The organism is Actinokineospora enzanensis DSM 44649, from assembly GCF_000374445.1.
Lineage (GTDB): Bacteria > Actinomycetota > Actinomycetes > Mycobacteriales > Pseudonocardiaceae > Actinokineospora > Actinokineospora enzanensis.
Window position 1 is genome coordinate 22660 of the sequence record NZ_KB894442.1, and the last position, 16928, is coordinate 39587.

At 70.6% G+C, this 16928-nt stretch carries 15 protein-coding genes; 4 read left to right on the forward strand and 11 right to left on the reverse strand.

The features are described 5' to 3' along the window. Nucleotides 1–48 precede the first annotated feature (48 nt). From C503_RS0132245 to ddaH, 3 genes are all read right to left on the reverse strand, one after another. Nucleotides 49–831 (reverse strand): siderophore-interacting protein, encoded by a 783-nt coding sequence (locus C503_RS0132245; protein WP_026316920.1) that lies wholly within the window; start codon nt 829–831, stop codon nt 49–51. A 49-nt stretch (nt 832–880) separates the two neighbouring features. Next, complete coding sequence (locus tag C503_RS48660; RefSeq protein ID WP_018686362.1) at nt 881–1015, reverse strand: hypothetical protein; 135 nt, start codon at nt 1013–1015, stop codon at nt 881–883. A gap of 98 nt (nt 1016–1113) precedes the next feature. Further along, nucleotides 1114–1971 carry a dimethylargininase gene (gene ddaH / locus C503_RS0132255; RefSeq protein WP_245572640.1) on the reverse strand — a complete coding sequence of 286 codons (858 nt, stop codon included), beginning with the start codon at nt 1969–1971 and terminating at the stop codon, nt 1114–1116. 74 nt (nt 1972–2045) lie between these two features. Here ddaH and C503_RS0132260 point away from each other — a divergent pair, with 74 nt between their 5' ends. From C503_RS0132260 to C503_RS0132275, 4 genes are all read left to right on the forward strand, one after another. Beyond that, nucleotides 2046–2495 (forward strand): Lrp/AsnC family transcriptional regulator, encoded by a 450-nt coding sequence (locus tag C503_RS0132260; protein ID WP_018686364.1) that lies wholly within the window; start codon nt 2046–2048, stop codon nt 2493–2495. Between the two features lie 22 nt (nt 2496–2517). Then, complete coding sequence (locus tag C503_RS0132265) at nt 2518–3291, forward strand: enoyl-CoA hydratase (RefSeq protein WP_018686365.1); 774 nt, start codon at nt 2518–2520, stop codon at nt 3289–3291. A gap of 237 nt (nt 3292–3528) precedes the next feature. Beyond that, nucleotides 3529–5427, forward strand: a complete 1899-nt coding sequence (locus C503_RS0132270; protein ID WP_018686366.1) for a 2-oxoacid:acceptor oxidoreductase subunit alpha — start codon at nt 3529–3531, stop codon at nt 5425–5427. Next, complete coding sequence (locus C503_RS0132275) at nt 5424–6479, forward strand: 2-oxoacid:ferredoxin oxidoreductase subunit beta (RefSeq protein WP_018686367.1); 1056 nt, start codon at nt 5424–5426, stop codon at nt 6477–6479. Before C503_RS0132270 ends, C503_RS0132275 begins: the two co-directional genes overlap by 4 nt. Nucleotides 6480–6534: 55 nt before the next feature. Here the strand turns inward: C503_RS0132275 and C503_RS0132280 are convergent, their stop codons facing one another. The 8 genes from C503_RS0132280 to C503_RS0132315 all read right to left on the reverse strand — a co-directional run bounded on the left by C503_RS0132280 (nt 6535) and on the right by C503_RS0132315 (nt 16928). After that, complete coding sequence (locus C503_RS0132280; RefSeq protein WP_156893664.1) at nt 6535–7017, reverse strand: sunset domain-containing protein; 483 nt, start codon at nt 7015–7017, stop codon at nt 6535–6537. A 136-nt stretch (nt 7018–7153) separates the two neighbouring features. Then, complete coding sequence (locus tag C503_RS48245) at nt 7154–9214, reverse strand: sunset domain-containing protein (protein WP_020608214.1); 2061 nt, start codon at nt 9212–9214, stop codon at nt 7154–7156. A 147-nt stretch (nt 9215–9361) separates the two neighbouring features. Beyond that, nucleotides 9362–10351 (reverse strand): polyprenyl synthetase family protein, encoded by a 990-nt coding sequence (locus C503_RS0132290; protein ID WP_026316922.1) that lies wholly within the window; start codon nt 10349–10351, stop codon nt 9362–9364. A gap of 250 nt (nt 10352–10601) precedes the next feature. Beyond that, nucleotides 10602–12170 (reverse strand): NADH-quinone oxidoreductase subunit NuoN, encoded by a 1569-nt coding sequence (nuoN, locus tag C503_RS0132295; RefSeq protein WP_156893666.1) that lies wholly within the window; start codon nt 12168–12170, stop codon nt 10602–10604. A gap of 14 nt (nt 12171–12184) precedes the next feature. Next, the gene (locus tag C503_RS0132300; RefSeq protein ID WP_018686370.1) at nt 12185–13819 is read right to left on the reverse strand and encodes an NADH-quinone oxidoreductase subunit M; all 1635 of its coding nucleotides are present in this window, start codon (nt 13817–13819) and stop codon (nt 12185–12187) included. After that, nucleotides 13816–15726, reverse strand: a complete 1911-nt coding sequence (gene nuoL, locus C503_RS0132305) for an NADH-quinone oxidoreductase subunit L (RefSeq protein WP_026316924.1) — start codon at nt 15724–15726, stop codon at nt 13816–13818. The genes C503_RS0132300 and nuoL overlap by 4 nt, the downstream gene beginning before the upstream one ends. Nucleotides 15727–15786: 60 nt before the next feature. Continuing rightward, the gene (nuoK, locus tag C503_RS0132310) at nt 15787–16086 is read right to left on the reverse strand and encodes an NADH-quinone oxidoreductase subunit NuoK (protein ID WP_018686372.1); all 300 of its coding nucleotides are present in this window, start codon (nt 16084–16086) and stop codon (nt 15787–15789) included. Continuing rightward, a complete protein-coding gene (locus C503_RS0132315; protein WP_026316925.1) occupies nt 16083–16928 on the reverse strand; it encodes an NADH-quinone oxidoreductase subunit J in 846 nt (281 codons plus the stop codon). Before C503_RS0132315 ends, nuoK begins: the two co-directional genes overlap by 4 nt.

Consider the following 16928-nt stretch of genomic DNA (forward strand, 5'->3'; position numbering starts at 1 on the left):
GTGGACCAGGCCGTGTCCCACAAGTCCGCGATGGTGGGAGGAAGAAGCTCAGTTGCCGCTTTCGCCCAAACGCCAGTAGGTCGTGGGGCGGACGCGCTGGCGGGGGTAACCACGTTCATCCAAAAGGTGGGCGCGCACCGCGAGCATCGACGTCCGTTCACCGGCCATCCACACCTCCGGCAGCCCCTCGGGCAGCTCCGCCGCGCGGACGGCATCGACGAGCGCGGTGCTCTCCCCCGCCGGGACGCCGTCACGATGCAGCCAGATGACGCCCGGGATCGGCTGTTCCTCGGCCGCATCGGCGACCTCCACATACGCGATGGCCCGCTTCTCGGACGGCAGCGCGCCGAGAATGGCGGTGATGGCGGGCAACGCGGTCTCGTCCCCGGCCAGCAGATACCAGTCGGCGGCGGGATCGGGCTGGTAGGCGGGCGACGGCCCGACAAAGATCATCTCGTCGCCCGGCCGGACCCGGGACGCCCAGGCCGAGGCCGGGCCCGCGTCGCCGTGCAGGACCAGGTCGAAGTCGACCTCGTTGGTGGCCGGGTCGTGCCTGCGGATGGTGTATGTCCTGGTCAGCGGCCGCACCTGGGACCAGCGGGCGCGCACGGACTCCAGGGTGAGCGGCTCGGGCAGCTCGGTGTCGTCGGGAAAGAAGTAGAGCATCACGTTCTGGTCGGTCCCCGCCCCCGCGAGCCCCGCCAACGACTCGTGCCGCACGGTCACCCGCGCCATCCGCGGCGTCACCCGCTCGACCCGGACCACGGGAACGCGCCACAACCGCGTCTCTTGCCTGCGCGAGCGCCTACGCGTCTCGGGGTGCGTGCTCATCACCCCTCATCCTCGCCCCCACACCCCCCAACGCCCGCACCGGCCCGCATCAGTCCTTCTGCGCGCTGAACACCGGCCCATTCACCTCGGCACGTTGCACGGGAACCACCTTCGGCTCCTCGACCACACCCGCACTCAGGAACACCGGCGTCTTCGGCTTCTCCGGTTGCACGCTGATACTCATCAAACACCCCTCTACTGGAACGACCGCCGCAGGCGGAGTGCCCCGCTTTCGACGACTCTAACGACATTCCAGCACCAGGGGACGACATTCCGCGACCCTTATCCGCGTAGTTCCATCGTGCAGCACTTCGGGCCGCCGCCGGACTTGCGGAGTTCGGTGATGTCGACGAAGTGGACGGTGTAGCCGTGGGTCACCAGTTCACCGGCGAGGTGGGTGGCTTCCTGGGGGAGGATCACGTTGTGGCCGTCGGAGACGGCGTTGAGGCCCAGGCAGGCGGCGTCTTCCGCGGTGGCGAGGATGGCGTCGGGGTAGAGGCGGCGGAGGGCCTGCTGAGTGCCCGGGGAGAACGCCTCGGGGTAGTAGGCGATGTGGGCCCGGGTGGTGGGGGTGGCCTCGGAGATGACGAAGAGGGCCACGTCCAGGTGGTAGTAGCGGGGGTCGACCAGGTGCAGGGACACGACCGGGACGCCGAGGACCTCCTGGGCTTCGGCGTGGGCGCCGGGGTCGGTGCGGAAGCCGGTGCCCGCCAACAGCAGGTCGCCGGTCCAGGTGAGGTCGCCCTCGGCCTCGTTGACGCGTTGGGGCATGACGACGTCGCGGTAGCCGTGGTCGAGGAACCAGGTGCGGTAGTGGTCGGCCTCCGCCGTGCGTTGGGGGGCGCGGAAGCGGGCGCCCAGGACCCGGCCGTCGATGACCGTGCCGGAGTTGGCGGCGAAGACCATGTCGGGGAGGCCGGGGGCCGGGTCGATGGTCTCGACGCGGTGGCCGAGGCGTTCGTAGGTGTCCTTCAGCGCCGTCCACTCGGCCACGGCCCGGTCGGTGCTCACCGGGCGGGTGGGGTCCATCCACGGGTTGATCGAGTACTCGACCGTGAAGAACCGGGGCGCGCACATGAGGTAGCGGCGCGTGGTGCCGAGGCGGGTCGCACCGGCCAGGCGAACGGGTGCTGAAGTCATGGATCGAAATGTAAGGGCGGCGAGTGCAGGCATCAATGTCGCTGAGGCGCCCTTGTGCATGCAGAATGTTGCGTGTGGACACGATCGATCAGCGAATCATTGCTCAGCTCGTGGCCGACGCCCGGTCGAGTTACGCCGATATCGGGAAGGCCGTGTCGCTGTCGGCGCCCGCGGTGAAGCGGCGGGTGGACCGGCTGTTGGAGACCGGGGTGCTGCGCGGGTTCACCGCCGTGGTCAACCCGGAGGCGCTCGGTTGGGGCACCGAGGCGTTCGTCGAGGTGCACTGTCAGGGGAACGTGTCGCCGGACCGGATCCGGCAGCGGTTGGAGCCGCTGCCGGAGGTGGTGGCCGCCTACACGGTCTCCGGGGCGGCGGACGCGATCGTGCACCTGCGGGCCGCGAACATCCACCACCTGGAGGACGCGCTGGAGCGGCTGCGGGCGGTGGACATGGTGTCGCGGACGGTCTCGACCGTCGTGCTCTCCACTCTTTTGGAGCGCCCGCCCGCGCCGGAACACAGCTGACGGATCACTACAGTCAGGGGTCATGACCGCCGAACCCGTCCTGCTGGAGCGGCGCGACGGCGTCGCCGTGCTCACGCTCAACGCCCCCGAGCGGCGCAATGCGCTGACGTTGGCCATGTCCGGGCGGCTGGCCAAGCTGGTCGCCGAGTGCGAGGCCGACCCGGGCACGTCCGCGATCGTGGTCACCGGGGCGCCACCCGCGTTCTGCGCCGGGGCCGACCTGACCGAGCTGGGCGAGTCGCGGGCGGAGGGGCTGCGCGGGATATACGCCGGGTTCCTCGCCGTGGCGCGGTGCTCGCTGCCGACCGTCGCGGCTGTCGGTGGAGCCGCGGTGGGGGCCGGGTTGAACCTGGCGCTGGCCGCGGATGTGCGGATCGGGGGGCCGCGGGCCCGGTTCGAGGCGCGGTTCCTGCAACTGGGCATCCACCCCGGCGGTGGGATGACCTGGATGCTGGACCGGATCGTCGGCCCGCAGACGGCGACCGCGATGACCCTGTTCCGGCACGTGCCGGACGCGGCCGAGGCGCGGCGGGTCGGGCTCACCCTCACCACCGTCGACGGCGGGCATGACGCGCTGGTGGATGCGGCCGTGGAGCTGGCGCTGCCCGCCGCGAAGGCCCCGCGCGACCTGGTCGTGGCGATCAAGGATTCATTGCGCGTGAACGCGATCACCGATAGCCACGCGGACGCGGTCGAGGCCGAACTGGTGAAGCAGGTCGCCTCGATGGACGCACCCGAGTTCGCCCGGTTGCTGGCCGCGATGAAGGCCAAGATCGGCCTTAGGGACACCGAATAGGCTGGCGCGGTCGGCGGATGGAACGGACGCCGACGTCCATTATCCGGGATAAGTGTGACTGAAAGTCACAGTCGGATGCGGTTCCCACCCGGCCGGTACCGGATACTGGGGATGAGGGGTCGCGCACAGCACTGTGATCTGTAGCGCGTTGCACGGGTCCGGGGTCGTGCGATGCCTACCGTTGACCGGAGGCGACCCGCAGTCCGGGTGTCGAACGAGAGGGATCGGCGAGAGCTCATGAGCACAGGTGTGGGGGGTGGCGGCGACGCCACCGGGACGACGCGGCCCGCCGCGGTCACCAAGCTGGACCGGGTGGTCATCCGGTTCGCTGGCGACTCCGGCGACGGCATGCAGCTGACCGGCGACCGCTTCACCTCGGAGGCCGCGGCCTTCGGCAACGACCTGTCCACCATGCCCAACTTCCCGGCGGAGATCCGCGCACCACAGGGCACCATCCCCGGTGTCTCCAGCTTCCAGGTGCACTTCGCCGACTACGACATCCTCACCCCGGGCGACCGCCCGGACGTGCTGGTGGCGATGAACCCGGCCGCGCTCAAGGCGAATATCGCCGACCTGCCCGCGGGCGGCACGCTCATCGTGAACACCGACGAGTTCATCAAGCGCAACCTGACCAAGGTCGGCTACGACGCCAACCCGCTCGACGACGACACCCTCGCGGCGTACCAGGTGCACCAGGTGGCCATGGCCACGCTGACCCAGGGCGCGCTCGCGGACACCGGGCTCGGCAAGAAGGACGCCGAGCGCTGCAAGAACATGTTCGCGCTCGGCCTGCTGTCGTGGATGTACCACCGGCCGACCGAGGGCACCGAGCGGTTCCTGCGCGAGAAGTTCGCCAAGAAGCCGGACATCGCCGAGGCGAACGTGCTCGCGTTCCGCGCGGGCTTCTACTACGGCGAGACCACCGAGGCGTTCGCGGTCACCTACGAGGTGGCCCCGGCCAAGCTGGCCCAGGGCACCTACCGGCAGATCACCGGCAACACCGCGCTCGCCTACGGCATCGTCGCGGCCGCGCAGCAGTCGAGGCTGCCGGTGCTGCTGGGCACCTACCCGATCACCCCGGCCTCGGACATCCTGCACGAGCTGTCCAAGCACAAGCAGTTCGGCATCACCACCTTCCAGGCCGAGGACGAGATCGCGGGCATCTGCGCCGCGCTGGGCGCCAGCTACGGCGGCGCGCTCGGGGTCACCTCGACCTCCGGGCCGGGTATCGCGCTGAAGTCGGAGACCATCGGCCTCGGCGTGATGACCGAGCTGCCGCTGCTGGTCATCGACGTGCAGCGGGGCGGGCCGTCCACCGGTCTGCCGACCAAGACCGAGCAGGCCGACCTGTTGCAGGCGATGTTCGGCCGCAACGGCGAGTCGCCGGTGCCGATCGTGGCGCCGCAGTCGCCCGCCGACTGCTTCGCCGCCGCGCTGGAGGCCACACACATCGCGCTGAAGTACCGCACGCCGGTGCTGCTGCTTTCCGATGGCGCGGTCGCCAACGGCTCCGAGCCGTGGCTGATCCCGGACGTCGAGGACCTGCCCGACCTGGGCGTCGAGTTCGCCACCGAGCCCAACGCCCCGGACGGCTCGTTCTGGCCGTACCTGCGCGACCCGGAGACGCTGGCCCGCGCCTGGGCGGTGCCGGGCACGCCGGGCCTGCAGCACCGCATCGGCGGTCTGGAGAAGGCCGACGGCACCGGCAACATCTCCTACGAGCCGGACAACCACGACCGCATGGTCCGGTTGCGCCAGGCCAAGATCGACGGCATCCCGGTGCCCGACCTTGAGGTGCACGACCCGTCCGGCAAGGCCCGCGTGCTGGTGCTGGGCTGGGGCTCCTCCTACGGCCCGATCGGTGCCGCCTGCCGCCGGGTGCGCAAGCTCGGGCTCTCCGTCGCGCAGGCGCACCTGCGCAACCTCAACCCGTTCCCGGCCAACCTGGGCGACGTGCTGCGCGGCTACGACAAGGTCGTGGTGCCGGAGATGAACCTCGGGCAGCTGGCGCTGCTGCTGCGGGGCAGGTACCTGGTCGACGTCATCAGCTACACCAAGGTGGCCGGGCTGCCGTTCAAGGCCGAGGAACTGCAGAACGTGCTCACCGACATCGTGAAGGGGGTCGACGCCGCGTGACCACGATCGATCTGGGCCTGCCCGGCCTGGCCGGGGTGCCCACCAGCGACGAGCCGCAGAAGGCCAAGGACTACAAGTCCGACCAGGAGGTGCGCTGGTGCCCCGGCTGCGGTGACTACGTCGTGCTCAACGCCGTGCAGTCGTTCCTGCCGACGCTGGGCCTCAAGCGGGAGAACATCGTCTTCATCTCGGGCATCGGCTGCTCGTCCCGGTTCCCGTACTACATGAACACCTACGGGATGCACTCCATCCACGGCCGCGCCCCGGCCATCGCCACCGGCCTGGCGACCGCCCGCCCGGACCTGTCGGTCTGGGTGGTGACCGGGGACGGCGACGCGCTGTCCATCGGCGGCAACCACCTGATCCACACGTTGCGGCGCAACGTGAACCTGAAGATCCTGCTGTTCAACAACCGGATCTACGGGCTCACCAAGGGCCAGTACTCGCCGACCTCGGAGGCGGGCAAGGTCACCAAGTCGACGCCGATGGGCTCGCTGGACTACCCGTTCAACCCGGTGTCGCTGGCGCTTGGCGCGGAGGTCAGCTTCGTCGGCCGGGCGCTGGACAGCGACCGCAAGGGCCTGACCGAGGTGCTGCGGCAGGCCGCCGAGCACCGCGGCTCGGCCCTGGTGGAGATCTACCAGAACTGCCCGATCTTCAATGACGGCGCGTTCGACGTGCTCAAGGAGCCGGGTGAGGCCGAGCAGCGGCTGATCCCGCTGGAGCACGGCAAGCCGGTGCGCTTCGGCGCCGAGGGCGAGTACGGCGTGGTGCGCGCGGGCTTCGGCTCGCTGGAGGTGGCCAAGGTCAGCGAGGTCGGCGAGGAGGAGCTGGTCGTGCACGACGCGCACATGACCGACCCGTCCTACGCGTTCGCGCTGTCCCGGCTCTCCACCCAGGACCTGCGCTACACCGTCACCGGCGTGTTCCGCTCGGTGTCCCGCCCGACCTACGACGACCAGGCGCGCGCCCAGGTCGAGGAGGCCAAGGCCACGCGGGCCGCCAACCTGGGCGACCTGCTGCGCGGCAAGGACACCTGGACCGTTGTCTGAGCTCTCGCGTTCTCGACGCGGCCCCTGCCCGGCTTCGGGCGGGGGCCGCTGTCGTTCAGCCGGGTGTCGGGCGGGTCTTGTGGTCCCACGGGACGAAGCCCGCGCGTTCGGCGTCCGGCACGGTGCGGAACCAGACCGTGGCGGTGACCAGTGGGTAGTCCGGGGACTCGGTGGTGTGGAAGACGCCCTGGGCGCCCTTGACCGTGTACTCGTTGGAGGGGGCCAGGCCACCGGGACCCGCCGGGGCGGCGTCGGCGGTGAAGGCGTCGTCGAGGGTGCCGGAGACCCGGGTGACCTCGTCCTCCTCGCGCGCCTGCGCCGGGATCCGCACCCCGGGCGCGGCGCCGTCCGAGTCGCCGTCGGCGGCCGCCGCGGACTCGGCCGGTTCCGGCTGCTCAGGCCGCTCCGGCGCGGGCCGCAGGGGCAGCCAGACCACCGGCGGGGATACCTGGCGCGCGGGTCTGCGCACCAGCAGGTACCAGGCCATGCCCAGGCCGAGCAGGAACGACAGCACGCACCACAGGACCGGTCGCCTCACCGGGGTGCCTCCTCGCCCTCGCCGCCGGGCCGCCTCCGCCCACCAAATCTATGTAGCACCCTGAGTGGGTGACTGCCAGTTCGGCGGGGGTCCGGGTCGGCGGTACGGGTGAGCGCGGCTCACCCGGGCGAGTGGCTCAGCCAAGCGGGCGGAAGCCGACGCGCTCCGCGTCGGCCACCGAACGGAACCACACCTCGGCCACCGTGCGGTCGAACTTCGGCGAGTCCGGGGCGCAGTAGCGCAGCGCGGTCACGCTGGCCTTGATGGTGTACTCGCTGGACGGCGAGCGGCCGCCGGGCAGCGGCATGGCCGAGCCGGGGCCGAACGGGCCGGGCGGCACGAACGGGTCGACCCCGCCGGACGGCGCCTGCTGCAGTGTGCGGGCGCCGCGCAGCCGCTGCGGCTGCGCCGCCGGGGCAGGCTTGGCACCAGCCGCGGTCTGCTCGGCCGCCAGGATCGGCTCGAACAGCGAGCGCTCGCGGTCGGAGGTCTTGGTGGCGGACTGGGCCACGGGCCGCTGCTCGGCCGCCGGAGTTGGCGCGGGCAGCGTCGGGGCCGGGTTCGCCGGTGAGGAGGTCTGCACGCCGAACGGGAACCGGTTCTGCGGCTTGGAGGGAATCCGCTTCGGCAACACGTTCGACATCCTTTCCGGCTGGGTCTGGCCGTAGGCCAGGGTCGGCTCGATGGGCTGCTGGAACCCGGGCTGGTCGGCCACCCCGGCCCGAACAGGCTCCGGCTCGGGCGCGCGCACCGGCGGCACCATCTCGGTGCGCTCCACTGCCGCGTGCGCGGGCTCCCGACGCTGTTCCTCCCGGCGGGGCAGTTCTTCCCGGTGCTGGTGGTCCTGGGCGGGCTGCTCGTCGCGCACCACCGGCACCAGCTGGGTGGCCTCGGCGGGCTCCGGCTCGTCCAGGTCGTGCGCGGGGGGTGGGCGATACAGGCCGGTGGCCTGCCCGCCGACCGGCTGGTAGTCGACCTCGGTGGCGGGCCCGGGGTGGTCCTCGTCCGCGTGCTCGTCGGCGAGGTCGCCGCCGGGAGAATCGTCGTAGGCGTGCCGCGAGCGCGGCTGCCCGTCCACGGCGGCCAAGTCGTCCAGGTCCGACTCGTCGTCCAGGTCGTCGACCAGGGCGTGGTCGACGCCCCGGGCGCGGCCGTCGGCGTCCAGGTCGCGGATCAGGTCGCCGGAGATCGGCGTGGTGTGCTGGGTGAAGATCGTGCCGGTGTCGTCGTCGTAGTCGGCGTCCTGGTCGGCGTCGGCGTCCTCGTCGGTGCCGTACTCGCCGTCCTGGTCGTCGGCGTAGTCGTTGGCATAGCCACCACGCTCGGCGGTGAGGTCGCCGTGCGCCGGGCGCTCGTCCTCGTCGGCGTAGCCGCTGTGTTCGCCGTGCTCATCGGCGGTCTGCTCGGCGTAGTCCTGGCGGTCGCCGTGCTGGTAGTCGTGGCCGCGGGCGGTGTCCTCACCGTCCAGGTCATCGACCAGGCGGCGGTCCTGCTGCCCGGCCACCGGGTCGCCGAACCAGTCCCGATCGGTCTCGGCGCCGGTGTCGGCCGCGGCGTAGTCGGCGGGCCGGGCGAACTGGGTGGCCTGGGCGGAGTCGACCGCGGGCGGGATGTACTGGGTGCGCTCGGCGGCCGCCTCGGGCGCCTGCCGCGGCTCGGGCGCGCCGTCGTAGCCGTGCTCGCGCCCGCCTGCCAGGTCGTCGTCATACTCGTCGCGCTCGTCATGACCGTCGTGGTCATCTCGGTCGAGCCGGTCGTCCTGCTGGTGGTCCCGGTCGTAGCCGTGGCCGTCGTGCGCGAGATCCCGGTCGCGGTGCTCGTGCTCGTGATCGTGGTCGTCGGCGCCGAACGCGGGTGCGGGCAGCGCGCGCAGGCCGCCCTCGTCCTCGTCGGAGAGGGTCAGCAGGCCGCGGCGGATGGAGTCCTCGCCGCCGCCCCCGACGCGTCGCTCCTCGACCCGCGCGGGCGTCAGGTTGTCGCGGGTGTCGCCGAAGCCGGGCACCAGGGAGCTCGCGCCGCTGCCGTAGTCGCGGGACTCCAGCTCGGCCCGGTTCGCCCGGCCCTTCGCCTCGGCCAGCTCGCCTTCCAGCTCCGTGACGCGCTTGCGGGCGGGGTTGCCGATCAGCAGCCAGCACAGGGCCGCGCCGACCAGGAAACCGGCGAGGCTCCACACCCACACCTGCCCGAAGAACGGCATCGCCGACGTCTCCCTCCCGGTCGCGCCGCTCGTCGGCGCGTCACACGGTTGACCAAGCCTAGGGGAGGTTACTGCGGACCACCGGACCCCCGCCGACATGCCGCGCAAATAGCCGGTACGTCACAGTGCCGGTGGACGAACTGTGCCTTATCGGGTTCGTTCGACTACGTACCGTGTCAACAACTCCAGCGCGTCCCGGGCCGGACACCCCGGAAGAGCGACGAGCTCGGCATGCGCCCGGTCCACGTAGGTGTCCAGCGTGCGCCGCGCGCGGTCCAGGCCACTGGACTTGCGCAGCAGGGCCAGCGCGTCGGCGATGTCGGCGTCGTCGGCGATCGGCCCGGCGAGCAGCTCGGCCAGCCTCGGGTCCGGGCCGTCGGCCAGCGCGTAGAGCATCGGCAGCGTGCGCACGCCCTCGCGCAGGTCGGTGCCCGGGGTCTTGCCGGACTCGTCGGCGGGCGAGGCGATGTCGATGACGTCGTCGGAGATCTGGAACGCCGCGCCGATGATCTCGCCGAACCGGCACAGCGCGGCGACCTGCTCGGCCGGGGCGCCGGAGAACATGCCGCCGTAGCGGCCGGAGGTGGCGATCAGCGAGCCGGTCTTCTGCGCGATCACCGAGAGGTAGTGCTCGATCGGGTCCTCCGCGCCGGGGCCGACGGTCTCCCGCATCTGCCCGGTGACCAGCTCGCGCATGGTCTCCGCGATCACCCGGGTGGCCTCCGCGCCGAGATCGGCGACCAGCATCGAGGCGTGCGCGAACAGGAAGTCGCCGGTGAGGATGGCGACGGAGTTGTTCCACCTGGCGTTGGCGCTCGCGTCGCCGCGGCGCATGGTGGCCTCGTCCATCACGTCGTCGTGGTAGAGCGTGGCCAGGTGCACCAGCTCCACCGCGGCCGCCGCGGTGATCACGTCGGCCGAGTCGCCCTGGTTGAACTGCGCGGCGAGCAGCGTGAACAACGGGCGAAAGCGCTTGCCACCGGCCTTGACCAGGTGCAGCGCGGCCTGGTCGACGAAGTCCACATCGCTGTGCACGACCTCGCGCAGCAGCCCCTCGACCCGGCCGAGGCCGTCCACGACCACCCGCACCAGATCGGGGTCGGCGCCGTCGAGGCCGGGGAACGCGGGAACCCCGATGACATCCGCGACCTTCCCGTTCCCGGGGTGGCCGGGACTCCCTGTGGCAATCACGTCGGCGGTGCTCCTGATCAACTGTGGCCGTCGTCTGGGTCTCTGCTGAAAGGAAGAGTGCTGGCCCGTGAAAACGAGCCTACTGGCCACCGCCCCGCACACCGCCCCGGATGTCTCGAAGGCCACCTCCGCCGGGGCGGAGATGGCCTTCGATTCGGGGAAAAGCCGTTATCGGACCCGTCGGGTCACCGGGTGATCACTGGATGGCGAAGGCACCGCTGCCCGCCCAGTCGAGGGCGAACGCCGGGGCAACGCCGAGCAGCAGCGTGACGAGCACGCCGAGGGTGATCGCCGCCGTGGTGAACGCGCCGGGCACGGTCACCGTGGGGCCGTCCGCGGCGGGCTCGCTGAAGTACATCAGCACGATCACCCGCAGGTAGAAGAACGCCGCCACCGCGGAGGCGATCAGCGCGATCACCACCAGCGGGCCCATGCCGTCCGACAGTGCCGCCTCGAACACCACGAACTTGCCGACGAACCCGCTTGTCAACGGGATGCCCGCCAGTGCCAGCAACAGGAACGTGAACACGCCCGCCAGCAACGGTGACCGCTTCGCCAGGCCCGCCCACTGCGACAGGTGCGTCGCCTCGCCGGAGGAGTCGCGCACCAGGCTGATCACGCCGAACGCGGCCAGCGTGGTGAAGCCGTAGGTGAGCAGGTAGAACAGCGTGCCGGACAGGCCCTTCTGGGTCAGCGCGATGGCCCCGATCAGCAGGAAGCCCGCGTGCGCCACCGAGGAGTAGGCGATCATGCGCTTCACATCGGTCTGGGTGAGGCCGAGGACCGCGCCGATGACCATGGACACGATGGCCACGCCCCACAGCACGCCGCGCCATTCCCACTGCGTCGACTGGAAGGCCACCTGCAACACACGCAGGATGCCGCCGAACGCCGCGACCTTGGTGCAGGCGCCCATGAACGCGGTGACCGGGGTCGGCGCGCCCTGGTAGACGTCCGGGGTCCAGGTGTGGAACGGGCCGACGGATGCCTTGAACAGCAGGCCGACCACCAGCAGGCCCATGCCCGCGAACAGCAGCGTGTCGGAGCGGTCGGAGCCTGCCGCGGCGGAGGCGATGTCGGACATCCGCACCGAGCCGGAGTAGCCGTAGAGCAGGGCCACGCCGTAGAGGAAGAACGCCGAGGCGAACGCGCCGAGCAGGAAGTACTTGACCGCGGCTTCCTGCGACAGCAGCCTGCGCCGCCGGGCCAGGCCGCACATCAGGTACAGCGGCAGCGACAGCACTTCCAGCGCCACGAACATGGTCAGCAGGTCGTTGGCCACGCAGAAGGTCATCATGCCGCCGAGCGCGAACAGCGTCAGCGGGAAGACCTCGGTCTGCATGCCGGTCGAGGCGACCTGCGCGCGGTCCTGGATGGTGCCCGGCCGGATCGCCGCGCTGGCCACGAACGCGCCGCCGGGCTCGACCGAGCGGTCGGCGATCAGCAGCACCGCGCCCAGTGACAGGGCCAGCAGCGTGCCCCACAGGAACAGACCCGGCCGGTCGACCACGAGCGTGCCGTTGAGCACGACCTCGCCCTTGACCGGGGCGTCCTTGAGGTAGATCACCAGGGCCAGCCCGGCGCCCGCGATGGTCAGCAGCGACAGCACGACCTGGCTCGACCAGCGCAGGTGCCGCGGCAGCAGCGCTTCCAGCAGCACGCTGACACAGGCCGCGCCGAGCACGATCAGGATCGGCCAGATCGCGGTCACCGAGGGCGCCTCGACCTGCGTCGGCGGCGCGGCTGGCTGCTCCTGCGCGAGCAGGAGCACGGAGGAAATCACCGACACTGCACTTGCCTCTCTGCGGGCTGGACCGGGTCGACCAGGGCCGCTTGGCACATCGTGGCGTCCACGGTCGGGGTCACGGTGTCGAGCACGGGCTTGGGGTACAGGCCCAGACCCACCACCAGCAGGATCAGCGGTGCGAGCACCAGCTTCTCCCGTGTGTCCAGGTCGACGATCTTCTTCGTGCCGGTGGCCGCCTGCGCGGTCAGCACGGCGCCGGAGCCGTCGGTGCCCGGGGTCTCGGCGGAGGGCACGCCGGGCAGCAGCGCGTCACCGCGCAGCGGGCCCTGCATGATCCGCTGGTAGAGCCAGAGCACGTAGAGCGCGGCGAAGATCATGCCGACGGTGGCGATGGTCGTGTACACCGGCGCGTTCGGGAACGAGCCGATGAGCACGAGAAACTCGCTGACGAACGAGTTGGTGCCGGGCAGCGACAACGTGCTCAGCCCGGCGATGAGCAGCACGCCGCCGAGCAGCGGGGTCAGCTTGGCCATGCCGCCGTAGTCGGCGACCCTGGTGGAGCCGCCGCCGCGGGCGATCACCATGCCGACGACCAGGATCAGCATCCCGGTGGCGATGCTGTGGTTGACCATGTAGGTGACCGAGCCGGTCAGCGACTGCGAGCTGAACGAGAAGATGCCCAGCGCGATGAAGCCGAAGTGCGCGATGGACACGTAGGCCAGGAACCGCTTCATGTCCCGCTGGCCGGTGGCCAGCAGCGAGCCGTAGACCACGCCTGCCACGGCCAGCACCAGCACCAGCGGCGCGAGCTCCTTGCTGGCGTCCGGGAACATCGGCAGCAGGTAGCGCAGGAAGCCGAAGGTGCCGACCTTGTCCAGGATACCGACCAGCAGCACCGCGACGCCGATCGGCGCCTCGGCGGTGGCGTCCGGCAGCCAGGTGTGCAGCGGCACCAGCGGGGCCTTGACCGCGAAGGCGATGAAGAAGCCGAAGAACAGCCAGATCTGGGTGGACAGCGGCGCGTCGTGCACGACCTGGACCAGCTTGGCCCAGTCGAAGGTGCCCGCGCCCAGCTCGTCCACGGCCATCGAGTAGCAGCCGATCACCGAGGCCAGCATGATCAGGCCGCCGAGGAACGAGTACAGGAAGAACTTGACCGCCGCGTACTGCCTGCGCGCGCCGCCGTAGGAGCCGATCAGGAAGTACATCGGGATCAGCATGATCTCGAACAGCACGTAGAACAGGAACACGTCGGTCGCGGCGAACACGCCGACGGTGAGCGCCTGCTCCAGCAGGATCAGCGCGAAGAAGCCGCCCTTGGTGCGGCCCTCGGGCAGCTTGTCCACCCAGCCCGCGCCGATCACCAGCGGCACCAGCAGCCCGATGACCGCGATCATCACCAGCGCGATGCCGTCCACGGCGAACGAGATGTGCACGCCGAAGGACGGGATCCAGGTCAGCGAGAAGCCCTGCTGCAACCGGTCGCCGCCGGGCTGGAAGTTCACCCAGGACACGATGGCCAGCACGAACTCCGCGACCGAGAACGCCAGCGCGGCGAGCTTGGCGGTGTGGTCGTTGCCGCGCAGCGCGGTGACCACCACGGCGCCGAGCAGCGGTACCAGCAGCAGCGCGGCGAGCAGCCAGGAATGGGCCCCTGACGTGGTCATGCGAACCTCACCATCAACAGTGCGGCGATCACCAGGATCGACCCTCCGAGCATGGACAGCGCGTACGAGCGCACGAACCCGGTCTGCAGCCTGCGCAGCCTGCCGGAGCTGCCGCCCAGGCCCGCCGCGATGCCGTTGACCAGGCCGTCGACGCCGCGGTTGTCGACGAACACCAGGAACCGGGTGAGCCAGACGCCGGGCCGGGAGATCAGCGCCTCGTTGAGGTGGTTGCCGTACAGGTCGGCGCGCGCGGCGCGGACCGGGAACGACACCCGCTGCGGGCGGGTGACCGGCTGCTCGCCGCGGCCGAAGAGCAGGAACGCGATGCCTGCGCCGAGCGCGGAGATCACCACGGTGAGCACGGAGACCACGGTCGCCGACAGCGGGCCGTGCTCCTCCTGCAGCTTGCCGACCGCGGGCTCCAGCCACTCCGGCAGCATCCCGGACAGCACGCCACCGGCGGCCACCGAGCCGACCGCCAGGATGATCATCGGGATGGTCATCGTCGGGCCGGACTCGTGCGGGTGGTAGGACCGCCCGTCCGCGGACTTCAGGTTCTCCCAGCGCGGCTTGCCCAGGAACACCAGGATCAGCAGGCGGGTCATGTAGAACGCGGTGAGGCCCGCGCCGAGCAGCGCGATGCCGCCGAAGATCCAGCCCCGGGTGCCGCCCTCGGCCAGCGCGGCCTCGATGATCGCGTCCTTGGAGAAGTAGCCGGACAGGAACGGGAAGCCGATCAGCGCGAGGTAGCCGAGCGTCCAGGTGATGAAGGTGATCGGCATCTTGCGCGCCAGACCGCCGAGGCGGCGGATGTCGCCCTCGTCGTTCATGCCGTGCATGACCGAACCGGCACCGAGGAACAGCCCGGCCTTGAAGAAGCCGTGCGTGAGCAGGTGCAGGATGCCCAGCGCGTACCCGGCCGGGCCGAGGCCGACCGCCAGGATCATGTAGCCGATCTGGCTCACCGTGGAGTACGCCAGGACCTTCTTGAAGTCGTCGTAGGCACAGCCGATGATGCAGCCGAGCAACAGCGTGATCGCACCGATGATCATCACGACCAGGCGGGCGTCACCGGCCTGCGCCAGCGAGTACAGCGGGCTGGAGCGGGCGATGAGGTACACGCCCGCGGTCACCATGGTGGCCGCGTGGATCAGGGCGGAGACCGGTGTGGGACCGGCCATCGCGTCCGGGAGCCACGCCTGCAACGGGAACTGGCCGGACTTGCCGCAGGCACCGAGCAGCAGCAGCACGCCGATGGCGACGATCACGCCGGTGGACTGCTGGCCGATCTTGTCGAACACCACGTCGTACTGGGTGGAGCCGATGTTCTTGAACATCAGGAAGATCGCCAGCGCCAGCCCGACATCGCCGACCCGGTTCATCAGGAACGCCTTCTTCGCCGCCGTTGCCGCGAAGTCCTTGCCCTGGTACCACCCGATCAGCAGGTAGGACGCCAGACCGACGCCCTCCCAGCCGAAGTAGAGGGTCACGAAGCTGTTGCCCAGCACCAGCAGCAGCATGGCCGCGACGAACAGGTTCAGGTAGGCGAAGAACCGGCGCCGGTCGCGCAGCTCGTGCGACATGTAGCCGATCGAGTAGATGTGGATCAGCGAGCCGACCCCGGTGATCAGCAGCACGAAGGTCACCGACAGCGGGTCCAGCCGCAGCCCGAACTCGACGTCCAGCGCGTTGACCGGGATCCAGTCGAACAGGTGCAGGTCGCGCAGCCGGTCCTCGGTGCCCTGCCCGGTCGTGTCGAAGAACAGCAGCACGCCGTACACGAACGCGGCGATGACGGTGGCGCTACCGAGCAGGTGGCCCCACTTGTCCGTGCGTCGGCCGCCGAGCAGCAGCACCGCGGCGCCCGCCGCGGGCAGCACGAGCAGCAGCCACGCCGCGCCCGCCACCCCGGAGGCCTGGTGGACCTCGGCAGCGAGGTTCATGGTTCCCGTCACCTGAGGATCCCCTTAGTACTTCAGCAGGTTGGAGTCGTCGACCGAGGCGGTCCGGCGGGTCCGGAAGATCGACATGATGATCGCCAGCCCGACCACCACCTCGGCCGCGGCCACGACCATCACGAAGAACGCCATGATCTGACCGGAGAGCTGCCCGTTGATCCGCGCGAAGGTCACCAGCGAGAGGTTCACCGCGTTGAGCATCAGCTCGACGCACATGAACACCACGATGGCGTTGCGGCGGACCAGCACACCGACCGCGCCGATGGTGAACAGCAGCGCCGACAGCAGCAGGTAGTAGGTCGGGGTCATCCGAGGTCACCCTTCCCAGGGTCCGACTTGCCAGGGGCGAGCGCGCGGGAGTCGGGGCCGGGCAGGGTGCCCGCGACCGCCTTGCGCTCCTCGTCCAGCTTCTCCGACGCGGTGGCGTCGATGAGCCGGGACAGCGACTCCTCGGCGACCGAGCCGTCCGGCAGCAGCGCGGGGGTGGCGACCGAGTTGGACGTGGCGAACACGCCAGGTCCGGGCAGCGGCGACGGCCGCTCGTACTCGCCGCGGAAGCGGGCCTCGACGAGCTCCTTCTGTGTCCGGCGGCCGCGCAGGTGCCGGTCGACGTAGCCGAGGACCATGGCGCCGACGGCGGCCACGATCAGCAGGGCGGAGGTCAGCTCGAACGGGAAGACCCAGTCGGAGAACAGCGCCCGGCCGATGTTGGCCACGTTCCCCTTGCCGCCGTTGGCGTTCTCGCCCGCCAGGTCGAGGGACTTGACGCTGGACAGCGCGCGGGACACGGCGGCCACGATGAGGACCGCGAGCCCGATGCCGAGCACGGTGGCCCAGAGCCGCTGTCCGCGCAGGACTTCCACGACGGAGTCCGAGGAGTCGCGGCCGACCAGCATGAGCACGAACAGGAACAGCATCATGATCGCGCCGGTGTAGACGATGATCTGCACGAAGCCCAGGAACGGAGCCTGCTGCACCAGGTAGATCACGCCGAGGCTGAGCATGGTCAGCACCAGGAACAGCGCCGAGTGCACCGCGTTCCTGGCGAAGATCATGCCGAGGCCGCCTGCCAGGGCCAGCGGGCCGAGGATCCAGAACGCGACCGCCTCGCCGGTGGTCACGTGCGTGGCGGCCTCCTGGGCCAGCAGCAT